The sequence below is a fragment of the Tenacibaculum larymnensis genome, assembly GCF_028829235.1.
GTDB classification, from domain to species: Bacteria; Bacteroidota; Bacteroidia; order Flavobacteriales; family Flavobacteriaceae; genus Polaribacter; species Polaribacter larymnensis.
The window spans coordinates 102,249-126,986 of sequence record NZ_JAIWJY010000010.1; the positions used below are offsets into that span (position 1 = coordinate 102,249).

A 24,738-nucleotide genomic window follows, 5' to 3' on the forward strand; every position below is an offset into this window, starting at 1 on the left:
CATTATGGATGATGTTAAAATAAGATATTCAGATAGTGATTTACTAGAGTTTAAGGAAATCATTCAAAAGAAAATTGAAAAAGCTGAAGAAGACTTAAAACTGTTACAAGCATCGTATAAAAATGGTTCAGATAATGGAACCGATGATACATCGCCAACATTTAAATCTTTTGAAGAAGGTTCAGATACAATGGCTAAAGAAGCAAATATGCAGCTAGCTATTCGTCAAGAAAAGTTTATTCGTGATTTAAAAAATGCCTTAGTTCGTATTGAAAATAAAACGTATGGTATTTGTAGAGTTACAGGTAAACTAATTCAAAAAGAACGCTTAAAGCTAGTGCCACACGCTACTTTAAGTATCGAAGCAAAACGAAAACAATAACTTTTAAAGTTAAAATAAATAGAGCCTCTTTTAGAGGCTTTTTTTGTATGAAAAAATATCTATTATTATATACTCTAATAAGTGTTCAACTTCTTTACTGTCAAGAAAAAATAATACAGAAGAGAAAAATGTTAGTAAACGAACTCGAAGTAGTTACTTACGGGTTAGACGATATTGTAATAGAAAATTCAAAGAGTAACGAGCTAGAAGTAATTTTACTTGATGAAAACCCACATACACATAATATACTGTTCAAAAAAGAAGGAGAAGTCATTACAATAGCATTTGAGTTAAATATTCCAACACTAAAAAATGAAGTTTTTAGAAAATATATAACAAGAAGACTAGAAAGAGCTAGGGCTATTATAAAAGTTCCTAAAAACAAACATATAAGTATTTATGGAAAAACTATTGGAATTAATTCAAAAAGTTACGCTGGTGATTTAGATGTTTATATTGAAAGAGGGAATATAAAACTGAATACTATTGAAAGGAACGTAAATGTGCGTCTTTTTCAAGGAAATGTATTTGCGAAAACAACTTCAAAAAGTACGTTAAACTTAAAAACCAATAACGGAACAATTCTTATAAATGGAGAGAAAAAAGAATCTCCGTTCTCTCAAGAAACTCCATCAACTTCTAAAAAACTTACCATAAACTCAATTCATGCCAACATAAACATAGAATTAGAGTAATTAACAAAATTTTATAATAATTACACGTAACAAAACATAAGTTACTTTGTCTAATGGTTAATTAAAAACTAAGAAATGAACAAAAGCATACTAACTGCAGCCATTGCAGCATTATTATTAATAAGCTGTAATTCCACAAAAAAAACAACAAACGATTTAGCAGTTCAAACCCCGATAGTAACAACCTTAGGTTTAACAAAGGTTGACAATGATAAAGTACCTGTAACAGTCAATCCAGGTAGATTTACAGTTGAAAAAGTAACATATAGGTTACCAAGAGTAGTTCAAGGAACTTATTCTGTAAGTGATTTTGGTAAATATATAGATAGTTTCAAGGCTTTAGATTATGAAGGAAACGAATTAGAAACTACAAAAGTTGATACCAATACATGGGAAATTACCAATGCTCAAAAATTAGATAAAGTAACCTATTTGGTAAACGATACTTTTGATATGGAAGTTTCAGGAGGAATTGGAGGAGATACCCCATTTTCACCAGCAGGAACCAATATAGAATCTACTAATTATGTATTAAATCTTCACGGGTTTGTAGGGTATTTTGATTCTTTAAAAAATAATCAATATAAGTTAGATGTTGTTTCGCCTACTAATTTTAAAAGAACTTCAGCATTACAAGAAGTAGGAACAAAAACAAGCGAAGATGGTTCAACTTTAACTTCAAGCTATTTTGCTCCACGTTATTTTGATATTACAGACAACCCGATGTTTTACGGAGAACTAGATGTAGAAGAGTTTAAAGTAGGTGATATTAAAATTGTATTAAGTGTATACTCTCCAAACAAAAAGCACTCAGCAGAAAAGCTTAAAAAAGTTATGGAGAAAATGATGCAAGCACAAAAAGCATACTTAGGAAGTGTTAACAGTACTGCTCGTTACGATATTTATTTATATCTATCTGATGGAACTGAAAAAGCACCTAAAGGATTTGGAGCTTTAGAACATCATACATCAACCGTAGTAGTATTACCAGAAGCAATGCCAGATGAAGCATTAGCAAAAAGTATGATAGATGTAGTATCTCATGAGTTTTTCCATATCGTAACTCCGTTAAGTGTGCATTCAGAAGACGTACATTATTTCGATTACAATCAACCAACATTCTCTAAACATTTATGGATGTATGAAGGAATTACAGAATACTTTGCTACATTATTTCAAGTAAATCAAGGTTTAGTAACAGAAGATGAATTTTACAGTAAAATTATGGGTAAAATTAAAACAGCATCTTCTATGAATGATTCTATGAGTTTTACTAAAATGAGTGAAAATGTATTAGATGAGCCTTATGCTTCTCAGTATTATAATGTTTACCAAAAGGGAGCTTTAATCGGTATGTGTATTGATATTTTAATGCGTGAAGAAAGTAATGGAAATAGAGGCGTGTTGTCATTAATGAAAGAATTATCATTAAAATATGGAAAAAATAAACCATTCGAGGATGATAAATTAATTGAAGAAATTACAGAAATGACATACCCTTCAATAGGAGCGTTTTTGAACACACACGTAGTAGAAGGCACACCAATTAATTATAATGAGTTTTTTGCAAAGGCAGGATTAGTGTTGAATGAATCAAAGGTAAAAACAAATTATATCCAAAATGATGGAGCTATGATTGTTAGAGCAGACCAAGCGACAAAAACAATCAGATTTTCAGAAGCAGTAAAAGATAATAGCTTTTGGGCTGAAAATGGAGCACAACCTAACGATGCAATTAAAGAGGTTGATGGAGTAGCAGTAACAAAGGAAAGTGCAAACCAGATTTTTACGAAAATGTTTATGTGGCAACCAGGAAACGAAGTTGAGGTAAAACTAGAAAGAGATGGTAAAGAGGTAATTATTAAAACAACTTTAACTCAATCATACACCAAAGGAACTAGTTTAAAAGATGATCCTAATGCAACACAAAAGCAAAAAGAATTAAGAAAAGCTTGGTTAAAAGGGTAATTTCCTTTTTTAATGAATAAGTTTAAGACCAATATGTCTCAAAGACTATTGGTCTTTTTCTTTCTATAAATCAGAAGAAAAACATAAAAATAGTTTTCTTATTTTTGTTTCCATTAAATAAAAAAAATGTCTAAAAAACACATCGCAATACTTACCGTAATTTTGGCAATTTTAATTGATCAAATCAGTAAAATTTATATCAAAACACATTTCCAATTAGGAGAAGAAGTTATTGTTTTCAATGATTGGTTTAGAATTCATTTTACAGAAAATAACGGAATGGCGTGGGGCTTTGAATTTGGTGGTAAAGCAGGAAAATTATTTTTAACTTTATTTAGAGTTGTTGCCGTTACAGGTATTGTGTATTGGTTGTGGCAATCTATCAAGAAAAAAGCACATACAGCCGTTATTATTGCGATAGCGCTAATTTTAGCAGGAGCGGTAGGTAATATTATCGATTCTGTTTTTTATGGTGTAATTTTCGATTCTTCTTACCATAATGTTGCTTCACTTTTTTCAGATAACCCATATGGAGAATTGTTTCACGGAAAAGTAGTAGACATGCTATATTTTCCTATCTATGAAGGAGAAAGTTTTACCTTTTTCAATGCTATTTTTAACGGAGCAGACTCTTGGATTACTATAGGAGTAGCTTTACTATTTTTATTTAATAAGCAAGCATTTCCTAAAGAAGAAAAAGAAACAAAACAAGCTTCATAAAAACACTTTAAATACTTTTCCTATATTTATAGAAAAAGAAATTAATGCGTTTACTAAAATATCTTGCTGTTTTTGCACTAGGTTTTTTTATTGCTAAATTCTGGTACGAAAAAAAGGAAAAAAAATATGAGCAAGAAGAAATTCAGGTGGTTTTAAACGGAATTCAGAATCTAAGTAAGTTAGTGGTTTCAGAAGGGAATTTTTCTGAAATGTATAGCTTTACTGATGCAAAAAAGTATTTCTATGGATACGTTACCTTTGAAAAGAAAGCAATGCTCTCAGTAAACGCTAAGGTTGAGGTGGGGTATGATTTATCGGAACTAGAAATTCAAATAGATAGTGTTGGTAAACAAATCATCATCAATAAAATTCCTAAAGAAGAAATTCTAATTTCTCCCGACATTAAATATTTCGATTTACAACAGAGTCAGTTCAATACCTTCTCTAAACAAGAGCTAAATAAACTGAATGCTAAAGCTATTGAAAAGATTAAATCGACAATAACAGTTTCTCAACTACAAGAAGATGCTAAAACTCGTTTGTTTGAAGAATTATCAAAGATTTACCAACTTTCTAAAATTTATAATTGGAAAGTGGTGGATAATACTAATTCTGGTGTTTTTGAACCTTTACTATTGAAAAATTAAAGATTAGTGAGGTAATTTCTTACTTAATACACCATAAATAAAAGCTCCTATAAGAGCTCCTAAGAGCACAATAATCATTGGGAGTATTCCTTGTCCAATCAAAACAAAAATAGGAGCAGGGCAAGCGCCTGCTAATGCCCAGCCTAAACCGAAGATAGTACCGCCAACTAAAGTTCTAATAAAACCTTTCTTTTTCTCTTTGATGTTAATTTGGTTTCCTAAGTAATCTTTAATTTTTCCACTTTTAAAGAAATACATAAACACAGCAGAAATAGCTACAGCAGAACCAATAATACCATACATGTGGAAAGATTGGAATTTAAACATTTCATAAATTCGATACCAAGAAACCGCTTCAGATTTAGACAAAATAATTCCGAAAACTATACCTATAACTAAAAATTTCAAATTCTTCATCTTAACCAAATATTAAAGGGAATAGTACCCAAATCATAATTAAACCACCAATAAAAAAACCAATTACAGCAATTAAAGAAGGCAATTGAAAGCTGCTTAACCCTGTAATAGCATGTCCAGAAGTACAACCATCAGCATAACGAGTTCCCAAACCAATTAAAACTCCTGCAATTAATAAAATAGCAAAGCCTTTTAGGGTTAACATATTATCAATACTAAAGATTTCATTTGGTACATAGGTTTTTCCTGCATCAGCAAACCCCAAATCAGCTAATTCATTTATAGTTGTTGGATTTAAGTCAACTCCTGATGCAGCAGATAAAAAGTTTATAGCGATATAACCTCCAATTAATAAACCAACTAAAAAGAAAATAGCCCAGTCACGCTCTTTCCAATCTTTCTTAAAATAATCAGAAACTTTACCTGCACCAACCATGGTACAAATAGTTTCTAAATTCGTTGATACCCCAAAATTTTTTCCGAAGTAAAAAAACAAAAAAAGTACTATAGCAATAAGTGGCCCAGATACATACCAAGGCCATGGTTGTAATATAAAATCCATTATAATATGTTTTTTAAATAAGTGATAATGGTCTTTGTTGCCCCCACATTTTTTAAAATGTAATTGTGGTTAACATTCCCCATTTGCTCTCTTAGTTTTTTGCCTGATTTCAATAAAGCAAAATTACTAGAAAATTCGTTAGTATTTGTAACGGTCTTTGCACCTCCTATTTCAAGTAAATCAATTGCTTCTTGAAACTTATTGTATTTATTACCACCAAAAATAACAGGAACACCATATGTCGCTGGTTCTAAAATATTATGTAAACCAGTAGCGAGTCCACCGCCAACGTAAGCTACATCAGCATAAGAGTAAATTTTGGTAAGCAACCCAATTGTGTCAATTATAAAAACTTGATAATTGGATAGCAGTTTTCCTTCTTTTTCAGAAAAAAGAATCGTTTTCTTATTGATTAAGCTCTGTAGTTCTTTAATCTGTTTTTGGTTGATGTTGTGTGGAGCAATAATAAACTTTTCGTCATCAGTAGCGTTATTATTAATGTAATTGATAATCAATTCTTCATCTTCTTTCCAAGTGCTTCCTGCAATTACGGTATACTGACTGTTTTTAAACTCAGAAATAAAATCTAAAGAGTTATCTTGTTGTAAAATATCATATACACGATCAAATCGAGTATCACCAGCAATGGTTACGTTGTGAAAATCAATAGAATTTAATAGGTTTTTAGAAGTTTCGTTTTGCACAAAAAAGTGATTAAACGCCGTCAATTTTTCACGCATAAAACCTCCGTACCATTTAAAGAAGGATTGTTTTTTTCTAAAAATTCCTGAAATTAAAATTGTAGGAGCACCATGCTTTTTTAATTCAGAAAGGAGGTTAGGCCAAAACTCATATTTAATCATGATAGCTACATCAGGATGCACTAGTTTGATGAATTTTTTAACGTTCGATTTAGTGTCTAAAGGTAAATAGCAAATAACATCGGCTAATGGATAATTTTTTCTTATCTCATATCCTGAAGGAGAAAAAAATGTAACCACAATTTTATAGTCTGAATAGAGTTCTTTCAACTCCTCAATAATAGGTCTTCCTTGTTCAAATTCTCCTAAAGAAGCGGCATGAAACCAAACTACTTTATCAGTTTTAGAAATACTTTCGAGTTTAGAAAATGTTTCCTTTCTCCCTTGGTAAAACAGCTTTATTTTTTTGTTGAACAAAGCTACAATTGGAAGTAAGGTAGATACTAAGGCAAGAAGTAAATTGTATAAAAAATTCATTATGCGAATTTATGAAATAAAAAAATCAGTGAAGTTACTCACTGATTTTTTTTATTCTATGTTGAAATATGTTATGATTCCATTTCAAAATCTTCCATGAACTTAGTGGTATAATTACCAGCTACATAATCTGGATGATCCATTAATTGTCTGTGGAAAGGAATAGTTGTTTTTACACCTTCAATAACATACTCATCTAATGCACGTTTCATTTTGTTAATCGCTTCTTCACGAGTTTGTGCAGTAACAATTAATTTAGAAATCATTGAATCATAGTTTGGTGGAATCATATACCCTGCATATACGTGAGTATCGATACGAACACCATGACCACCTGGTGCATGATAAGAGGTTATTTTTCCTGGTGCAGGTCTAAATCCGTTATAAGGATCTTCTGCATTAATTCTACATTCTATTGAGTGTAATTGTGGCTTGTAGTTTTTACCAGAAATTGGCACACCAGCTGCAACTAAAATTTGTTCACGAATTAAATCGTAATCAACAACTTCTTCAGTAATAGGATGTTCTACCTGAATACGAGTATTCATTTCCATAAAGTAGAAATTACGATGTTTATCTACTAAGAACTCAACCGTACCAGCACCTTCGTATTTAATATACTCAGCAGCTTTAACAGCAGCAGCTCCCATAGCATCACGTAATTCTTCTGTCATGAATGGAGAAGGAGTTTCTTCAGTTAATTTTTGGTGACGACGTTGTACTGAACAATCTCTTTCAGATAAGTGACAAGCTTTACCGTAAGCATCACCTACTACTTGAATTTCGATATGGCGAGGCTCTTCAATTAACTTCTCCATATACATATCATCGTTTCCAAATGCTGCTTTAGATTCTTGTCTCGCAGAATCCCAAGCATCTTTTAAATCTTCAGCTTTCCAAACAGCACGCATTCCTTTACCACCACCACCAGCAGATGCTTTTAACATAACAGGATACCCTGTTTCTACAGCGATTTTTTCACACTCTTCAAAAGTAGTGATTACACCATCACTACCTGGTACACATGGTACACCAGCAGCTTTCATGGTAGCTTTAGCGTTTGCTTTATCTCCCATTCTATCAATCATCTCAGGAGAAGCCCCGATAAATTTAATTTCGTGCTCTTCACATAATTTTGAGAATTTAGCATTTTCAGCTAAGAAACCATATCCTGGGTGAATTCCGTCAGCGTTTGTAATTTCTGCCGCAGCAATGATACGATCCATTTTTAAATAAGACTCGCTACTTGGAGCAGGTCCAATACAAACAGCTTCATCAGCAAATCGTACGTGTAAACTTTCAGCATCTGCTTTAGAATATACAGCTACTGTTTTAATACCCATCTCTTTACAGGTTCTAATTACACGTAGCGCGATTTCGCCTCTATTGGCAATTAATATCTTTTTAAACATGTCTTTTAGTTTATGAGTTTATTGGGTTTAGTTGTTTAAGAGTTTAGCATTTAACTAAACTTCTAAACTTAAAACTTCTAAACCAAAAATTATGATGGGTCTACTAAAAATAATGGTTGATCAAATTCTACAGGAGAAGAATCATCCACTAATACTTTAACGATTTTACCAGATACTTCTGATTCAATTTCGTTAAATAACTTCATTGCTTCAATGATACAAACAGTATCACCAACTTTTACTTCTGTTCCTACTTCAGCAAAATTAGGCTTGTCTGGAGAAGGTTTTCTGTAGAAAGTACCAATGATAGGTGATTTTATAGTTACATATTTTGAGTCGTCTGTAGTTTCAGCTGCTATTGGGGCTGCAGCTGGAGTAGCTGGCTGTGCAGCAGGAGCAGGGGCTATCATTTGTGGAGCAGCTGCAGGAGCAGGAGCTTGAATAATAGTAGTTTCAGGAGTATCACTTCCAGTTTTAATGGTGATTTTAATATCTTCCATTTCTAGCTTTACTTCACTTGCACCTGACTTAGCTACAAATTTTATAAGACTTTGAATTTCTTTAATGTCCATTTTCCTAAATTTTAGTTGTTTAGTTATGAGTTATATGCCCATTTTAAGTAGATAGCTCCCCATGTGAAGCCACCACCAAATGCAGCAAAAATTAAATTATCTCCTTTTTTCAACTCTTTTTCATAGTCAGCAAGCAATAACGGTAAAGTAGCAGAAGTAGTATTTCCGTACTTATGAATATTCATCATTACTTTATCATCTTCTAAGCCAACTCTATTTGCAGTAGCTTCGATGATTCTTTTATTAGCTTGATGTGGTACTAACCACTGAATGTCATCTTTTGTTAAGTTGTTTCTGGTTAACATTTTTTCAGAAACATCAGCCATGTTAGAAACAGCAAACTTAAATACAGTTCTCCCTTCTTGGTGAACAAAGTGTTGTTTATTTTTAACAGTGTCTTCTGATGCTGGCAAAATTGATCCACCTGCATCAATCTTTAAGAATTCACGACCAATTCCGTCGCTTCTTAAATACTCATCTTGTAACCCTAAACCGTCGTTATTAGGCTCAAATAAAACAGCACCTGCACCATCACCAAATATGATACAAGTAGCTCTATCGCTATAATCAATAATTGATGACATTTTATCGGCACCAATTAACAATACTTTTTTATATCGACCACTTTCAATATAACTTGAGGCAGTAGACATACCATATAAAAAACTAGAACAAGCAGCTTGTAAATCGTAAGAAAAAGCATTTACGGCTCCTATCTTAGATGCAGTATAAGCAGCTGTTGAAGCTACAGGCATATCTGGAGTAGCGGTTGCTACAATTACCATGTCGATATCTTCAGGTTTTGTGTTTGATTTTTGAAGTAAATCTTCTGCTGCTTTTATAGCCATGAAAGAAGTTCCAAGACCTTCACCTTTTAAAATCCTTCTTTCTTTGATTCCTGTTCTGGTAGTTATCCATTCATCATTGGTGTCCACCATTGTTTCTAGCTCTTTATTGGTTAGAGCATATTCTGGAATATATTTTCCTACCGCTGTTATAGCTGCAGTTATTTTAGTCATAGTTGTTTGTTTTGTAGTAAAACGAGTTTTCAAAGTAATGAAAATTATTTCACTTTTTTATAGAAAAAAACATCAAAAAGAGTATTTTTTGATGTAAAAACATAAAAAAACCCTCAAAGTAGAGGGTTTTTTAATTTTTTAAACTAGTTTTTAAGCCTCAGCAGCAGCACTTTCTAATACTACTTGACCTCTGTAATAAAGTTTTCCTTCATGCCAGTGAGCTCTGTGGTATAAATGAGCTTCTCCAGTTGTAGGATCAACAGCTATTTGAGGTACAGAAGCTTTATAGTGAGTTCTTCTCTTATCTCTTCTAGTTTTAGATATTTTTCTCTTTGGATGTGCCATTTTATGTCTTATTTATCTGTTAGTAAATCCTTTAATTTATCCCATCTAGGGTCTGTTGATTCTTCCTCAACAGTTTTTTCTTCGTTTATTCTTAATTCTTCTAATTTTCTTAAAGCATCTGACTGCATAGTACCATCAACAACATCTGGATGTATCCTTTTGCTAGGTACTGATAACACAATTAACTCATATATGTATTGAGATACATTTACTTGATAAGCTTCGTGTGGAAGTATCAAAATTTCATCGTGTTCATCATTAAACTCAGGTCCAAACTTAACAACTAAATTTAAATTACCATTAATTGGTAAATCAAATAACTCGTTAGTAATATCACAAGGAACATTAACTGTTCCGTTTATGTTAAAAGATAGTTCCAATAAAGTACTTTTTTTAACAAATGTAATATCAGCTTTTACGTTGGTGTTGTTAAACTCGTCAAACTGAAATGCTTCAAAGAACGTTTTGTCAATTTGATATTCAAACAAATGACTTCCTTCTTTTAAACCTACAAAAGGTATGTTGAATTGTTTTAAGTCTTTCATCTACAACTATCAATTTGAGCGTGCAAAGATATAAAAAATGTTTTTACTTTTATGTTTTGAGTAAAAAAAATGAACTATTTTGCTTTTAATGCGTTTTTTGTAAGTTCTTGATACTCTTTTCTGTTCTTAAATATTTGTAATGAGGTAAATAAGGCTTCTTTAAAAGACGTAGGGTTGGCTTTATTTTTACCAGCAATATCAAATCCAGTTCCATGGTCAGGAGAGGTTCTTATCTTGCTCAAACCAGCCGTGAAATTTACACCATTTCCAAATGATAAAGCTTTAAAAGGAGCTAAACCTTGATCGTGATACATGGCTAAAACTCCGTCAAATTGTTCATAGGTTTTTGAACCAAAAAAACCATCGGCTGCATACGGACCAAAAACTAATTTACCTGATTCTTTAATTTCTGTAATAGTTGGACGAATAATTTCGTCGTCTTCAGTACCAATTATTCCATTATCACCACAGTGTGGATTTAATCCTAATACTGCAATTTTAGGTTTACTAATGTTGAAATCTTGTTTTAATGAGTTGTACATAATCTCAACTTTAGACTTAATTAGTTCTGGAGTAATTGCTTCTGCGACTTTAGATACAGGGATATGACCCGTAATTAAACCAATACGTAATTCATCAGTCATTAAAATCATTAAGCTTTTTCCATCAAAGTTTTCTTCTAAATACTCTGTGTGACCTGGGAATTTAAATTCTTCAGATTGAATATTCTCTTTGTTAATAGGGGCGGTAATAATAAGATCTATTTGATTCTTTTTTAAAGCTCCAACAGCGGCTTGTAATGATTTTAAGGCGAATTTACCTCCATCTTCAGTAATCTTACCTAAATCTATTTTAACTTCTTCTTTCCAGCTATTTAATAAATTAACCTTTCCATGTACAAGTTTATCTAAAGAAGCAATTCCTTGGATATTGGTATTAAGTCTTAAAGCCTTTTTATGATATGAAATTAGTTTATTTGAAGCGAATAAAACAGGAGTACAAAAATCAAGCATTCGTTTGTCTTCAAATGTTTTTAAGATAATTTCGATACCAATTCCGTTGATGTCCCCAACCGAAATTCCGACAATAATTTTGTTAGCTTTATCCATAGTTTACTTTCGTAGGTAAAGTTGTATTTTTGATGCTAACAAAAGTAACTAAATTTTTATAGAATGTTTACCGGAATAATAGAAACTCTTGGAATTGTTAAAGGTATTGAGCGTGAAAAAGAAAATTTACACCTCACAATAAAAAGTACAATAACCAATGAATTAAAAATAGATCAGAGTGTAGCACATAACGGTGTTTGTTTAACCGTTGTAGCAATTGATAAGGATGAGTATACTGTTACAGCTATTAAAGAAACGTTAGACAAAACGAATATTGGTGATTTAAAAGTAGGAGATGAAGTAAATCTTGAGAGAGCAATGAAGTTAGGAGCTCGATTAGACGGACATATTGTACAAGGTCATGTAGATGGAACAGGTAGATGTAAAAGCATAGAAGATGCTGATGGTAGTACAGTATTTACTTTTTCGTATGATTTTGATGGTACAAATGTTACTATTGAAAAAGGTTCAATTACAATTAATGGGGTGAGTTTAACGGTGGTAAATTCTAAAAAGGATGAATTTAGTGTAGCTATTATTCCATATACATATGAACATACAACCTTTAAAACCTTTAAAATAGGTACTAAAGTTAATTTGGAATTTGATGTAATTGGTAAATACGTTGCTAAACTTCATAGTTTAAGAGAATAGATTGAAATTATAAAAAGAATAAAATTGCATTAAAACTATGGAGGTATTTAAGTCTATAGCCTTATGTTTTTCTGGAGGAGGATATAGAGCAGCTTGTTTTTCTTTAGGAACATTATCGTTATTAGAAAAAGTAGGATTGTTAGAAAATGTAAAAGCAATTTCTACAGTTTCTGGAGGGACAATTACTGGGGTTAAGTACGCACAATCACAGATTGAAGGAAAAGATTTTCAAGTTTTTTTTGATGAATACTATAAATGGTTAGCAAAAGATGAGTTGACAAGTAATGCATTGAGTCATTTAAGATGGCAGTTAATTTGGAATCAGCCAGAGAATAAGCACAAGAGAAAGAATCCGATTAATGCCTTTGCTATAGAATATAATAAATTAACAAATCAAGCAACTCTAGGGCAAGTTCAAGATGTAATAAGTCAAGGTGAAACACACTTAGAAAGAGTCATTTTTAATGCTACGGATTTTGATAGTACACATCAGTTTAGATTTCAAAATATTAAAGGGAATCAAAAAAGGTTTGGAAACGGAAAGGTACATAGCAAATATAAAGGAGTAATAGATGATATAAAGTTAGGAGATGTAATCGCAGCTTCCACAGCTTTTCCAGGAGGATTTGAGCCGATGGGGTTTCCGTATGACTTTACTCCAAAGCACAATGATTTAGAAGAAGTAGGTTTGATGGATGGAGGCATTGTAGATAATCAAGGAGCTTCTGTTTTTGTATCAGAAGCACAGAATCAATGTGAAGGGAAACCCGAACGTCATGATTTATATTTCTTGTGCGATGTTTCTTCACCATATCCTGGAGAAGGCTTTAAGTTTGCTTCCGATTCATGGTTTAGTAAATATGTGTCTTATGTATCTAGTGCTTTTACTTTATTGTTTGTGTTGGTAGCTACTGTATTTTTTGGAGTGCAAAAAATGATGGTTTGGTATACGATAAGCGTTGTAATATTAGCTTTTTTGGTATTTATTCATTTTTTGTTTTTTTCATTATCCAAATTAATGCAAAATGAAACAGGTGTAGATCAAAGATTGTATTTACCACCAAGAAGAGTAGGTTTTTATATACTTAACAGAGCGAAGTCTTTGGTTCGCATGGCAAGTGTGGTTTTTCTTAAAAATGATAGAAGACAACATGCAAACGCTATTTATAGTACTTTTCCTAATAAAATAATCACATCTACAGTATATGAACTACGATGTAAAGACGCTTCAGGGAATCAAACAACTCGACCAGAGAATGAGAGAGGTTGGGAAGAGATAATGAAGCATACAGGAGAAATAAGTGAAGCAATTATTAAAAATTCACATAGAAGTACATCATTTGGTACTACTTTATGGTTTACGAAAAAAGATAAAGCAAATGATATGTTAAACACTGTTATTGCTTGTGGAGAGTATACAGCCTGTTATAACTTGTTGTCATATCTAATTATTCAATACGGAGATAGAGCTACTGAAATGCCTATTTTTAAAGAATTACTATCTCTATGGAAGAAATTTCAAGAAAACCCCAAGTTTTTAGTAGAAGAACGTCAAGGGAAAATAAAGACCATGAACAAATAAATATTCATGGTCTTTTTATGTTTAAAAAACTAAGACTTTTATCGTGTCAACAATAGTTTTAACAACTTTGTTTTTAAAATGCCCTAAACTTATTTTCGAAATACCAGCAGTTTGTAAGGCTTTCATTTTAAATAAATCTTTCTGACTTTCTACCAGCCATTCAAAATCTTCTAGGTTAAGCTTTCCCTGTGCTAGTAAAGAAGTCCACCTTTTTAGTTTGTCTTTTGATTCATTTAAAAATAGTTCAATGTCCTTTTTTGACTCTTTTGAAAATTCACTATACTTATCATTGAATAAAAAAGTTAATGAATTTTTTAATTCTTGTAATATTTTTTCGAAATCCATAGCAGATTAATTGTTTGAAAGAAGTTGTAGTAACTGATTTTTAGAAGTAGGTTCTTTTTTACTTTCATACTCAAGTAACAGATTAAGAGCTTCAGTTATTTGTCCTTTAGCTTCTGTTATAAAAAATGGAGAAAGTTTGCCTTTTTCTTTCCATCGTTTCAAAAAACCAGCAAGTAATTTTTTGTCTTTATCAGCTAATAATAACCACATTTTATAGGTTATTTCGTTGTTAGGTTTATACTTTTCATATTCAACAATTTTAGTAATCTCATTTTGCAACTCTTCAATCTCTTTAATGTTGTCTTGATAAGAGTTTTCAGCTTTTTCTATGAGTTGGTTTGCATCTATTTTTATTTCAATAGTTTTTTGAAATGAGTATTGATCATAAGGAGCTGTTTTAAGAGAGCTGCAAGAAAGAAAAAAGGAGGTAATAAAAATTAAAATAAAGAAAAGTTTACTAGTTTTCATAGTTAGGTTATTTTTTTGTAGGTAAATTTAATGAATTTAATTTAAGTAAAAAAAGTAGAAAAAAGAAGTGTTTTTCAGGAACAACTACTTTAATATATAGTTATTAGTTGTTTTTATGATAAAAGTCATGAAAATCAACAAGTTATATTTGTATCTTTGGGTGAGGTGTAAATTAATAAGTTATGGATGTATCAGTCTTTTTACTAAAGTTCTGGGGATGGTACTGTATTATTTTCTTCTTTGTACTAAGTTTTAATCCTAAAAGAGTAAAACAAATAGTTGATAATTTACAGGATGCTCGGTTTTTAATTATTCTTTCATTGTTTGCAATTATAATAGGCTTACTTAATGTATTGGCTCATAATATATGGGAGGCGAATATTAAATTGTTAGTAACTCTATTTGGTTGGTTGGCTTTAATTAAAGGTGTTATCCTATTTACTTTTCCTAAGCAAACTATTAAGCTGCTAAAACAAACCAACTTAAAGTTTATACAGGCCATATATGTGTTGTTATTTTTCTTAGGCTTGTTTTTGTTAAATGAAGCTTATGGTATGGTTCCTTTTTAACTGAATTTTAATCGAAATGAAAAAAAAGATTTTACTACTAACCGATTTTTCTGAAGCATCATATAATGCAATCGCATATGCTTTAGAGCTTTTTAGAACTGAAAGATGTAGCTTTTATGTGTTAAATGTTTTTAAAACAACATATAATTTAATAGAGGATTTGGTTCCTCCTCAGCCAGGAGAGAAAGGGTACGATGAGCCAAAGAAAAAATCATTAGAAGGACTGAATAAAATATCAAAATTAATAGCGTCAAAAGAAGAAGGAAATCCTTTTCATGAGTTTGATTATATCTCTCTGGAAAATAAATCACTATTGAGTGCAACTGAGGAAATAGTAGAGCAAAAAGATATAGAAATGGTTGTAATGGCAACGAAAGGATTAACTAATGATAGTAGTTCTGTATTTGGTAGTAATGCAATACAGGTAATGGAGAAGATTCGTAATTGTCCTGTTTTAGTAGTACCAAAAAAAGCTAGGAAGCAAATACCCAAAGAAATTGTTTTTCCTACGAGTTACAGAACACATTATAAAAAAAGAGAATTAGAGTATTTAATAGATATAGTTGGAGCTTGTAATGCATCTTTAAGAGTATTACATATTACTAATAATGGAGATATAGATGAAAATCAAAAAGAACACAAAGAAATGTTGAATGAATATTTTGAAGGGTTAAAATTTTCATTTCATACATTATCTTGTGTAACAGTGTCTACAGCAATAAAATGTTTTGTAGAAAGTAGAGAAAGCGATATAGTAGCTTTTATAAATAAAAAGCACGCATTTTTTGATACTATATTTTCTAAACCATTAGTAAAGGAAATAGGGTATAAGTTAAAGGTACCTGTGTTGGTGTTACATGATTTAAGAAACTAAAAAACAAAACAATGAAAAACATAGGAGTTTGGTTAGATAAAGAGAAAGCTCTTGTTGTAACCATTGAAAATGGAACAGAAAACATGAAAACGATACCTTCTAATATAGAAACGTTTCGTATTCACGGAGGCTCTGGAACTCGATTTAAGGGAGGTCCGCAAGATGTGGTTCAGGATAGTAAGTATTTAGAAAGAGAAAAACATCAAACGAAAAGATATTTTAATGAGCTAGCAGAAGAGGTTAACAATGCTGATTCATTAGCCATTTTTGGTCCTGCTGAAACTTTTGAAAAATTTAAGAAAGAGTTGGAAAGCTCTCATAAAGAATTAAATGCAAAGGTTAAAAAAGTGCAAAGAGTTGATAGTATGACAGACAATCAAGTAAAGGCTTTAGTTAGAGATTTCTTTAAAAATGGAAACTAGTCCGAATAAAATAACAATAGTAAAAGCTTCTGGTGAAGTTGTACAGTTTTCTTTAGCTAAATTAAAAAAGTCACTTAAAAGAACTGGGGCAGATGATACTTTAGTGTCAGAAATTATAGAAATAGTTCAAGGTGAATTGTACGAAGGAATAACAACTAAAGAAATTTATAATAGAGCCTTTGCTTTACTAAAGAAAAAAAAGAATGTATTTGCTTCAAAGTATAAACTTAAAAAAGCAATATACGAACTTGGACCTACAGGTTATCCCTTTGAATATTTTATAGCAGCAGTTTTAAAATACTCAGGGTATAAGGTAAAAGTAGGAGAAATTTTGCAAGGTGAGTGTGTACAACACGAGGTTGATGTGTTAGCTCATAAGAATAATGAAACTACTGTTGTAGAGTGTAAGTTTCATAGTGAACAAGGCTTTGTGTGTAATGTAAAAGTTCCTTTATATATACATTCCAGATATAATGATGTTAGAAATTATTGGAATACTTTTAATAAGCATAAAACAACGCTAACTCAAGGTTGGGTTGTAACAAATACTCGATTTACAGAAGACGCTACACAATATGGTAATTGTGCAGGGTTGTATCTGTTAAGTTGGGACTACCCGAAAGAAAATAGCCTAAAAGATATAATTGATAGGCTAGGATTATATCCAATAACAGTTTCTACACTCTTAACTAAAAGGGAGAAACAGTTTTTATTGAATAGAGATGTAGTGCTTTGTAGAGAGTTGATAAAAGATAGCTTTTATTTAGATCATTTAGGTGTTTCAGATACGAGAAAAACTAGAATTTTATCTGAAATACAACAATTGTGTAGTGCTTAAAAAGGAAGTAATATGCTAAATTTTGCAAAAGTTCATTTTTTAGGGGCAGCAGGTACAGTTACAGGTTCAAAGTTTTTGATTGAAGCTTGCGGAAAGCAAATTATGATTGATTGCGGCATGTTTCAAGGTCTGAAAGAGCTTAGAGAATTAAACTGGGCGGAACTTCCTATTGATGTTGAAAAAATAGATGTTGTGTTATTAACTCATGGACATTTAGATCATGTGGGGTTTTTACCACGGTTATATAAGCAAGGGTTTAGAGGTAGAATTATAGGAACAGCTCCAACATTGGCTATTGCAGGAATTATTTTAAGAGATAGTGCTAAAATCCATGAAGAAGAAGCGCAAAAAGCTGCCGAAGAAAATTATAGTAAACATAATCCAGTATTACCTTTTTACACAGTTACTGAAGCAGAAAACACCATGAGCTTATTTCAAGTTGAAGAAGAAGGGAAATGGGTTTCTTTTTCTGAAAAAATCTCTTACAGATTTCAATACAATGGGCATATTATAGGGGCTACTTTTATAGAATTAAATATCAATGAAAAAAGATTTGTGTTTTCTGGAGATGTAGGAAGAGTGAATGATTATCTGCTAGAAGCTCCCAAAAAACCAGTATGGGCAGATTATCTTTTTATAGAGAGTACCTATGGTCATAAGTTACATCCAAAAGAAAATATAGAAGAAATTTTATCAGCGTTAATCAGAGAAACAATTGTAAATAAAGGAAATTTAATCATTCCTAGTTTTGCTGTTGAGCGATTACAAATGCTAATATATGTTTTATGGAAGCTGTATAAGAAAAATAAAATACCAAGCATACCAATTTTTGTTGATAGCCCAATGGGAAATAATGTTTTGGAGGTTTTTAAAAGGTATCCACAATGGCATAAACTACCCATGAATGAATACGAAGCAATGTGTAACCATATAAATATTATTGAATCTTATAGAGAAACATGGGAAACTATTGATGACCCTAGGTCGAAAATAATAATTGCTGGAAGTGGAATGGTAACAGGAGGTAGAGTTTTAACTTATTTACAACAACTAATAGATGAACCAACAACAACAGTTTTATTAGTAGGGTATCAAGCAGAAGGAACAAGAGGAAGGCAGTTGCAAGAAGGATGTCATGAAATAAAGTTTTATGGAAGGTACTTTCCTGTTAAAGCAAGAGTAGAGAGCATAGAAAGTTTATCTGCACATGCAGACCAAGGAGACTTGTTAAATTGGTTAAGTGATATTAAAAACATACCTGAAGAAGTGTTTCTTATACATGGTGAACAAACGGCTTTAGATGCTTTTAGATTGAAAATACAAAGAGAAAACAATTGGAATGTATGTATTCCAAAACTACATGCTATAAAAGAGTTAATGATATAGAAGTTTAACCTAAAAACTAACTCGATGAAAACAACAAAAACACACTTAAAATATGTAGAATGGTTAAGTGCAGAAGATATGCATTTAACGTCAAAACAATGGTTGTCTGAACTTTCATTTTTAAAAGATGAACAACTCTTTTTTGAGGACTTAATACGAAAATATATTTTTGAGCTTATAGCACCAGACCAATTTAAAAAAACAACTAAAATAGTAGAACTGTTGAGTAGTTCAAGAAAAAAAACGGAAGAGTTAATCAAACTCGTTGAAGCTCATGAAAGAGGTTTAGAAGTAATGGTAGATGGAGTTGATGAAGTAGTAGAGGAAGAAGTGTACAAGAATGAACATAGAAGGTTAATAGTAATGTTTAGTGAATTTTTAAAAGAATATAAAAATTTAAAACAAACGCTTTTTACTACCGTAAAAAAGATAGCCAAGTCAGAAAAAAAAGGATTAAATCAATAATAAATAAAAACGGAGTTCAATATTGAACTCCGTTTTTATTTTATAATTTAAGCGATGTAACGCTTTACTACCCATAAAGGGACATGTAAATCATGAGTAAACAACTCTTCTGTAACACTTCCTACTAAAAGAGAAGTAAAGTTGTTATGACCTTTGTCTGCAACAAACAAAATATCAGTTTTGTCTTTTTCAGCAATTGCCCTTATTTTTTCAGGGATGCTATCTTCTCCTGCTGAAGCTTTAATAGTCTCTATATTTAATGCTTTTGTCTTGTTAAGTAGCTTTTCAAATTGTAAATCAACATGTTTTTCTACTTTTTCACGAGCCTTATCTACTTTTATGTAAGGGAAAAATAGCTGAGGAATTTTAAAAACATTTAATGCTTTTAAAATAGACTTTTTCTTATTGTTAATAGATGAAGCTGTATTAAAAGCTTTAAGAGAAGCTGAAGAAAAGTCGGTTGCAACCATTAGGTTTTCTGGATTAAGGTTTGCTTCCTTAGGAATAGAAAGAATATTGCATTTTGCCATTCGTAATAATTTTCCTGAAACAGAACCAGAACCTTTATAGGTGTTTTTATTGCCTAAAATAATTAAGTCAGCATGGTATTTATTGGCAACATAACTAATTAAACTTTCTGTGTAAGCATCGTCAGAAACTAATAATTCGTAATTACAATCACTATCAAAGTGCTTGCTAATACTATTATCTAACTCTTCCTCAATAATGTCTTCAATACTTATGTTTTCTAACTGTTCAGAAAATAAATTACTTATTTCATACTTTTTTACATTATGAATAAAATATACATTTTCTGTTTCATGGTTTTTAGCGAGCATGCTACAGTACTTAATAAGTGTAACATCTAGTTCAGAAAGGTCTAAGGCTACTAGTATATTTTTAATTTTCATAATTTAAGATTTTTGTTTTTTCGAATCTATTAATCTTTTTACAGTTTCCTGGTATTCTTCCTTTTCTTTTTGGTTTAAGCGTTTAAGGTATTCCTTATAATCTTCCCTTAATCCTTTAAAAAGAGAGTAACACATTAATAACAAAAGTAAGGTAAAAGGAAGACCTGTAGCAATAGAAGCTGTTTGGAGAGCTTTTAAACCTCCGCCTAATAATAATACAGCGGCTACAGCACCTTCTGCAAGAGCCCAAAATATTCTTTGACCTACAGGAGCGTCAATTTTACCACCAGAAGTTAAACTGTCAACTACCAAAGAACCAGAATCTGATGAGGTAACAAAGAAACTAGCAATAAGTATAATAGCGATAATATTTAAAGCCATTGAAAATGGGAAGTCTTCTAAAAACACAAAAAGAGCGGTAGCAACATTATCATTCACCCCCTCTGCAATAGTAGGGTCTCCTCCTAAAATTTCATGTAACGAAGTTGCTCCAAAAGCCGTAATCCAAAATAAGGTAATTAATGTAGGAACAATCAATACTCCAAGAATAAATTCTCTAATAGTTCTTCCTTTAGATACACGAGCTATAAACATACCTACGAAAGGAGACCAAGCAATCCACCATCCCCAGTAAAAAATAGTCCATGAGTTTTGCCATTCCGTTCCAGTATAGGCTTCAGCCCATGTAGAAAGGTTAATTAAGTCGTTTGCATAACTACCAGTGTTTTGTACAAATGATTTTAAGATGAAAATAGTAGGACCTAAAATTACTACAGCAAGTAATAAAAGTACAGCGATACGCATATTCATTTCACTTAAAAACTTTACTCCTTTGTCAACTCCTGAAACTACTGAAATGGTGGCTATTAATGTAATTCCGACAATTAGCCATATTTGTAATGAAATACCTGAATCTAAACCAAAAACATGCTCTAAACCAGCAGCAACTTGTTTAACACCTAGTCCAAGAGAAGTTGCTAGTCCAAAAACAGTAGCCAAAACAGCAAAAATATCTATAACATCACCAATTCTACCATAAATTCTATCTCCTAAGAAAGGGTAGAATACAGAGCGAATTGTTAATGGAAGTCCTCTAGAGTATGTAAAATAAGCTAAAGACAAACCAACCAAAGCATAAATTCCCCAAGCATGTAGCCCCCAGTGTAAAAAAGTAACATTCATGGCTTCTTTAGCAGCAGCAGCGGTATTAGGGTCAGCTAGAGGAGGTGAAGATAAATGATAAACAGGTTCAGCAATACTCCAAAAAAGTAACCCAATACCCATACCAGCACTAAAGAGCATAGAAAACCAAGAGGTAGTTGAAAATTCAGGTTTTGCTTTAGCCCCACCAATACGTAAAGTTCCATATTTACTAAAAGCTAAATAAAGCATAAAGGCAACAAAGATGTTAACGGCTAAGATAAATAACCAGCCAGTTTTGTTGGCTATAAAACTCTGCGCTGTATCAAAATATGATTGGGCTCTTTCTTTAAAAAGTAAAGTTAAAGCTACACTTAGTATTATTACTATAGAAGAAGTAAAGAATACAGGACCGTTAACCTCGAGTCCAAAGATTGATTTCCGCTCGTCACTTCTAATTATTTTTTTTGCTTTTTTCATGTGTTAATGTTTTATGCTATTAAAAATAGTATCCGATATTTATGTTAAATCTCATGTCCCAATCAGCATTAGGTGTTCCGTTTGCTAAAGCATTTGTCCATACTGGTCCTAACCAAGGATGATCTTTTCCTGCTGCAAAATCTATATAAGTATAAACATTACCAGCAGTTACTAAGAAACCAAATACATTCATTAAACTGTCTTCAAAATCTACAGCTGCTTTATCCATGTAACCAAAGTCGTTATAAACTTGTATACTAGAAATAGGTTTCCATTTTACAGGGAAGGTATAAGCAGCGCCTAAAGTATATGTTGTTGCTTCTGTTGCAGTAAGGTAAGGAGCTCCATAAGCAGTTAAGGCTATAAGATCGTTATAAGTAGTATTCTTTGTATTGTATTTGTAGGTAGATACTTGTGCTTTAGCATCAAAGTTTTTTGCGTTTAGTTGATAGTGTAAGGCAAAAGCATGATGGCTAGATGTATCTTCAGTATCTAAATTATAAAGACCTCCATATTGTACAGAAAATCCTATTTTATGTTGAATACTTTTGTTACCGAAGTGATAATTTACCTTACCATTTAGTTGGTTTGTTTCCTTGTATCTTAAATCTAGATTCCCATCCCCATCAATGTCTATTGATGCAACATCGTATGAGTATCGGCTATCAGAAACATCAGAGTTGCTTCCAAAATTAAGTTCTTCAGCATTTTTAAAAAAAGCTAAGGCGTATTCCCATTTTTTTCCTTTATGGGTAAACTTTACCCCCATATCATGGTCATCTTCTAGTCCTAGGTAATAATTAATACCAAAAAACCAACTATGAGAATTGTATTGAGTAATACCAAAAGGCACTTGTGTTAATCCTAATTGAATGTTGTCTTTTTCGTTAAAGTCATACCCTAACCAGCCTTGTTTAAGCATGCCACCTCCAAAACTTTGTGAGTAAAAGCGATATTCAGCATTTAGCTTTATTCCTTTGTATTTTGCTTTAGCATTAATTCTAAAGACGTCGAAACCGAAATCGCCTCCACGTTTTTTTTGACCGTCTTTCCAAGAAGATAGGTTGTAGTTAAATCGAAGTGCTCCGCCAATTTTAACCTCAGGCTTTTCTTGTGAAAACATAACTGTAACAAAAGAAAAAGCAACTAAGACTAGGCTTTTTTTTGTGAAATTCATTGTTGATATTAATAAGTGTGAAGAAAGTGTACTCGTAAAAGCACATTTTCAAGTGAAAGGATAAGAGAAAACTCTTTCTAGCTTAAAAAAATGGTAATTATTTTGAAGGAGGAATGAATTTATCTGATTGATTCCTAAAAACTAAAAAGTTAAAACTGAATACTCGTTTATTCTTTTTGTCTTTGAGTTTTTTTATCATAAGACTGCAAAGTTACTGATTAAAATGGGGTTTTCAAAAAAAGAGAGTATTGGAGTGTTAAAATTTTTAACTAAAATAAGAATTAGTGGTTCTCATACTTAATCCTATTTTTAGAATATGATAAAAAAACAAAAGTAGTATTAATACTACTTTTGTTTTTTTTTTTATTGGATTTCAATAATTTTTTTAGGTTTTTGCTTTGTTCCTTCTTTTTTATGAAGGTTTAGTTTTAAAATACCATTTTCGTAACTAGCCTTAATATCTTGATCTGTGTTGATAGATTCAGGTAAGCTTAAAGATCTTTTAAATGAATTGTAACTAAACTCTTTACGTGTAAAGTCTTCTTCTTTTTCTTCAACCTCATGTTTTTTCTCTCCGCAAACGTTAAGTACATTGTTATCAATAGTTATTTCAAAGTCTTTTTTTGAAAATCCTGGAGCGGCAAACTCGATTTCGAAGTTGTCATCCTGTTCCTTAACATTCATAGCGGGCATTAAACTATCTTCTTCAAAGAAGTTAGTGTTAAAAAAATCATCAATGTCTAGAAAGTTTCTTAAACCTCCGTTAGTCCATAAAGGTAACCCTCTTCTTTTTTCGTTAAATTTAATAAGTGACATAATCGTTAATTTTTGTGTTAAACTTAATTTGGACAACTAAATTACGTATCAAATGTTTTTTTAAAATGATAATTGTCAGTTTGTTATGTGTGTTAAGAGGTGGTTTGTTAGTGTAGGATGTGCTTTTTAACTAGGAATAACTAAAAGAGGAATGTTTAAATGAAACCCTATCTGGTTAATTTTTGATTTGAAAAATAAATTTTCAAAAAATGAATGCTTATTATTAATCATTACCAATAAGTTTACGCGTGTTTTTAATTGGAAGTTTTCAATGGCTCCTGTTACACTTTGATTTTTTATGTCATGAAAAAGGAGAGCTATATGCTCAAAAAAAGGTTCTAGCATTTTGCGATTTCGTTCTTGTTCTTCTGATAAATTACTTTCATATCTTACGTTTAAGATATTAACTCTAGAATGATATATAGAAGCAATATTTACTATAGGTTGTATGTGTTTTTCTTGAAAATTAATTTCATAATCTGAAGGGAATAATATTTCATGAGGAGTTTCGAAAGAGAACTCACTAGGGATTGCTAGTACAGGGCATTTAGCGTTTTTTAAAACATGTATTGTGTTAGAACCAAACAAAACCTCCTTGACCCCAGAGGCACCTTTAGTCCCCATAACAATCATATCTATTGTATTATCACTACTAAGCTCATTAACTTCTAAGGGAAGTGTGTTAAATGCTGAAGAGGATAAAAAATGATGTTTAGGGTTATTAAATTGATTTTGAATTCTTTTTAAAACTTCTTTGAGTTTAGTTTCGGATACTTTTTTCATGGTATCAACTAACTTATACTGAGATGAGCTTACAGTTGTATAGTCGTATTGAAAAATAATTGGAGTATATGTGTTTAATAAATGAAAAGTACAGGTTTCGTCCTTAAATAATTGTAAGGAATATACTATGGCATTCCACGCATTTTCTGAAAAATCTGTAGGAATTAATATTTTTTTCATGACATCATTTTTAAGTT

29 protein-coding genes are annotated in these 24,738 nt (G+C 31.5%); 13 read left to right on the forward strand and 16 right to left on the reverse strand.

What is annotated here, in order from left to right; genetic code table 11:
- Nucleotides 1-4: 4 nt before the first annotated feature.
- From LCI24_RS13940 to LCI24_RS13960, 5 genes are all read left to right on the forward strand, one after another.
- On the forward strand, nt 5-382 hold the full coding sequence (locus LCI24_RS13940) for a TraR/DksA family transcriptional regulator (RefSeq protein WP_115900129.1): 378 nt from the start codon (nt 5-7) through the stop codon (nt 380-382).
- A gap of 128 nt (nt 383-510) precedes the next feature.
- Nucleotides 511-1,077, forward strand: coding sequence for a DUF4097 family beta strand repeat-containing protein (locus tag LCI24_RS13945; protein WP_274640921.1), 567 nt, complete (start codon nt 511-513; stop codon nt 1,075-1,077).
- Between the two features lie 75 nt (nt 1,078-1,152).
- Nucleotides 1,153-3,045 (forward strand): M61 family metallopeptidase, encoded by a 1,893-nt coding sequence (locus LCI24_RS13950; RefSeq protein WP_274640922.1) that lies wholly within the window; start codon nt 1,153-1,155, stop codon nt 3,043-3,045.
- A gap of 126 nt (nt 3,046-3,171) precedes the next feature.
- Complete coding sequence (locus LCI24_RS13955; protein ID WP_274640923.1) at nt 3,172-3,765, forward strand: lipoprotein signal peptidase; 594 nt, start codon at nt 3,172-3,174, stop codon at nt 3,763-3,765.
- Between the two features lie 44 nt (nt 3,766-3,809).
- A complete protein-coding gene (locus LCI24_RS13960) occupies nt 3,810-4,412 on the forward strand; it encodes a DUF4230 domain-containing protein (RefSeq protein ID WP_274640924.1) in 603 nt (200 codons plus the stop codon).
- 3 nt (nt 4,413-4,415) lie between these two features.
- Here LCI24_RS13960 and LCI24_RS13965 read toward each other — a convergent pair whose 3' ends face one another.
- From LCI24_RS13965 to pdxA, 9 genes are all read right to left on the reverse strand, one after another.
- On the reverse strand, nt 4,416-4,829 hold the full coding sequence (locus tag LCI24_RS13965) for a DUF6691 family protein (RefSeq protein ID WP_274640925.1): 414 nt from the start codon (nt 4,827-4,829) through the stop codon (nt 4,416-4,418).
- Between the two features lies 1 nt (nt 4,830).
- Nucleotides 4,831-5,391, reverse strand: coding sequence for a YeeE/YedE family protein (locus LCI24_RS13970; protein WP_274640926.1), 561 nt, complete (start codon nt 5,389-5,391; stop codon nt 4,831-4,833).
- Nucleotides 5,391-6,629: a 3-deoxy-D-manno-octulosonic acid transferase gene (locus LCI24_RS13975; protein WP_274640927.1), complete on the reverse strand. Its 1,239-nt coding sequence runs from the start codon at nt 6,627-6,629 to the stop codon at nt 5,391-5,393. The genes LCI24_RS13970 and LCI24_RS13975 overlap by 1 nt, the downstream gene beginning before the upstream one ends.
- 71 nt (nt 6,630-6,700) lie before the next feature.
- The gene (gene accC / locus LCI24_RS13980; protein ID WP_274640928.1) at nt 6,701-8,041 is read right to left on the reverse strand and encodes an acetyl-CoA carboxylase biotin carboxylase subunit; all 1,341 of its coding nucleotides are present in this window, start codon (nt 8,039-8,041) and stop codon (nt 6,701-6,703) included.
- Nucleotides 8,042-8,130: 89 nt separating this feature from the next.
- Nucleotides 8,131-8,613: an acetyl-CoA carboxylase biotin carboxyl carrier protein gene (gene accB / locus LCI24_RS13985; RefSeq protein WP_274640929.1), complete on the reverse strand. Its 483-nt coding sequence runs from the start codon at nt 8,611-8,613 to the stop codon at nt 8,131-8,133.
- Nucleotides 8,614-8,636: 23 nt separating this feature from the next.
- On the reverse strand, nt 8,637-9,632 hold the full coding sequence (locus LCI24_RS13990) for a beta-ketoacyl-ACP synthase III (RefSeq protein ID WP_099214636.1): 996 nt from the start codon (nt 9,630-9,632) through the stop codon (nt 8,637-8,639).
- A 150-nt stretch (nt 9,633-9,782) separates the two neighbouring features.
- Nucleotides 9,783-9,977 carry a 50S ribosomal protein L32 gene (rpmF, locus tag LCI24_RS13995; protein ID WP_047789948.1) on the reverse strand — a complete coding sequence of 65 codons (195 nt, stop codon included), beginning with the start codon at nt 9,975-9,977 and terminating at the stop codon, nt 9,783-9,785.
- Between the two features lie 8 nt (nt 9,978-9,985).
- On the reverse strand, nt 9,986-10,522 hold the full coding sequence (locus LCI24_RS14000) for a YceD family protein (protein ID WP_274640930.1): 537 nt from the start codon (nt 10,520-10,522) through the stop codon (nt 9,986-9,988).
- Nucleotides 10,523-10,596: 74 nt separating this feature from the next.
- Entirely contained in the window at nt 10,597-11,631 is a 1,035-nt protein-coding gene (pdxA, locus tag LCI24_RS14005; protein ID WP_274640931.1) for a 4-hydroxythreonine-4-phosphate dehydrogenase PdxA, read from the reverse strand.
- Nucleotides 11,632-11,694: 63 nt separating this feature from the next.
- Here pdxA and LCI24_RS14010 point away from each other — a divergent pair, with 63 nt between their 5' ends.
- Nucleotides 11,695-12,285, forward strand: coding sequence for a riboflavin synthase (locus LCI24_RS14010; RefSeq protein WP_274640932.1), 591 nt, complete (start codon nt 11,695-11,697; stop codon nt 12,283-12,285).
- A gap of 37 nt (nt 12,286-12,322) precedes the next feature.
- Nucleotides 12,323-13,867: a patatin-like phospholipase family protein gene (locus LCI24_RS14015; protein WP_274640933.1), complete on the forward strand. Its 1,545-nt coding sequence runs from the start codon at nt 12,323-12,325 to the stop codon at nt 13,865-13,867.
- Nucleotides 13,868-13,888: 21 nt separating this feature from the next.
- On the opposite strand, the gene LCI24_RS14020 is transcribed toward LCI24_RS14015, so the two are convergent.
- Entirely contained in the window at nt 13,889-14,212 is a 324-nt protein-coding gene (locus tag LCI24_RS14020) for a hypothetical protein (RefSeq protein ID WP_274640934.1), read from the reverse strand.
- A gap of 6 nt (nt 14,213-14,218) precedes the next feature.
- Nucleotides 14,219-14,680: a hypothetical protein gene (locus tag LCI24_RS14025; RefSeq protein WP_274640935.1), complete on the reverse strand. Its 462-nt coding sequence runs from the start codon at nt 14,678-14,680 to the stop codon at nt 14,219-14,221.
- Nucleotides 14,681-14,862: 182 nt separating this feature from the next.
- Here LCI24_RS14025 and LCI24_RS14030 point away from each other — a divergent pair, with 182 nt between their 5' ends.
- Genes LCI24_RS14030 through LCI24_RS14055 form a run of 6 tightly spaced genes read left to right on the forward strand, consistent with a single transcriptional unit; the run spans nt 14,863 to nt 19,234 of the window.
- Nucleotides 14,863-15,249: a hypothetical protein gene (locus tag LCI24_RS14030; protein ID WP_274640936.1), complete on the forward strand. Its 387-nt coding sequence runs from the start codon at nt 14,863-14,865 to the stop codon at nt 15,247-15,249.
- A 16-nt stretch (nt 15,250-15,265) separates the two neighbouring features.
- Nucleotides 15,266-16,123, forward strand: a complete 858-nt coding sequence (locus LCI24_RS14035) for a universal stress protein (protein ID WP_274640937.1) — start codon at nt 15,266-15,268, stop codon at nt 16,121-16,123.
- 11 nt (nt 16,124-16,134) lie between these two features.
- Nucleotides 16,135-16,545, forward strand: a complete 411-nt coding sequence (locus LCI24_RS14040; protein ID WP_274640938.1) for a hypothetical protein — start codon at nt 16,135-16,137, stop codon at nt 16,543-16,545.
- Nucleotides 16,535-17,383 (forward strand): restriction endonuclease, encoded by an 849-nt coding sequence (locus tag LCI24_RS14045; RefSeq protein ID WP_274640939.1) that lies wholly within the window; start codon nt 16,535-16,537, stop codon nt 17,381-17,383. The genes LCI24_RS14040 and LCI24_RS14045 overlap by 11 nt, the downstream gene beginning before the upstream one ends.
- 12 nt (nt 17,384-17,395) lie before the next feature.
- Complete coding sequence (locus LCI24_RS14050; RefSeq protein ID WP_274640940.1) at nt 17,396-18,769, forward strand: MBL fold metallo-hydrolase RNA specificity domain-containing protein; 1,374 nt, start codon at nt 17,396-17,398, stop codon at nt 18,767-18,769.
- A gap of 24 nt (nt 18,770-18,793) precedes the next feature.
- On the forward strand, nt 18,794-19,234 hold the full coding sequence (locus LCI24_RS14055) for a hypothetical protein (RefSeq protein WP_274640941.1): 441 nt from the start codon (nt 18,794-18,796) through the stop codon (nt 19,232-19,234).
- 47 nt (nt 19,235-19,281) lie between these two features.
- Here LCI24_RS14055 and LCI24_RS14060 read toward each other — a convergent pair whose 3' ends face one another.
- The 5 genes from LCI24_RS14060 to LCI24_RS14080 all read right to left on the reverse strand — a co-directional run bounded on the left by LCI24_RS14060 (nt 19,282) and on the right by LCI24_RS14080 (nt 24,721).
- Nucleotides 19,282-20,145, reverse strand: coding sequence for a universal stress protein (locus LCI24_RS14060; protein WP_274640942.1), 864 nt, complete (start codon nt 20,143-20,145; stop codon nt 19,282-19,284).
- A gap of 3 nt (nt 20,146-20,148) precedes the next feature.
- Nucleotides 20,149-21,765, reverse strand: coding sequence for a BCCT family transporter (locus LCI24_RS14065; RefSeq protein ID WP_274640943.1), 1,617 nt, complete (start codon nt 21,763-21,765; stop codon nt 20,149-20,151).
- A 19-nt stretch (nt 21,766-21,784) separates the two neighbouring features.
- A complete protein-coding gene (locus LCI24_RS14070) occupies nt 21,785-22,942 on the reverse strand; it encodes a hypothetical protein (RefSeq protein ID WP_274640944.1) in 1,158 nt (385 codons plus the stop codon).
- 363 nt (nt 22,943-23,305) lie between these two features.
- A complete protein-coding gene (locus tag LCI24_RS14075) occupies nt 23,306-23,758 on the reverse strand; it encodes an Hsp20/alpha crystallin family protein (RefSeq protein WP_274640945.1) in 453 nt (150 codons plus the stop codon).
- A gap of 126 nt (nt 23,759-23,884) precedes the next feature.
- Nucleotides 23,885-24,721 carry a universal stress protein gene (locus LCI24_RS14080; protein ID WP_274640946.1) on the reverse strand — a complete coding sequence of 279 codons (837 nt, stop codon included), beginning with the start codon at nt 24,719-24,721 and terminating at the stop codon, nt 23,885-23,887.
- Between the last annotated feature and the right edge of the window lie 17 nt (nt 24,722-24,738).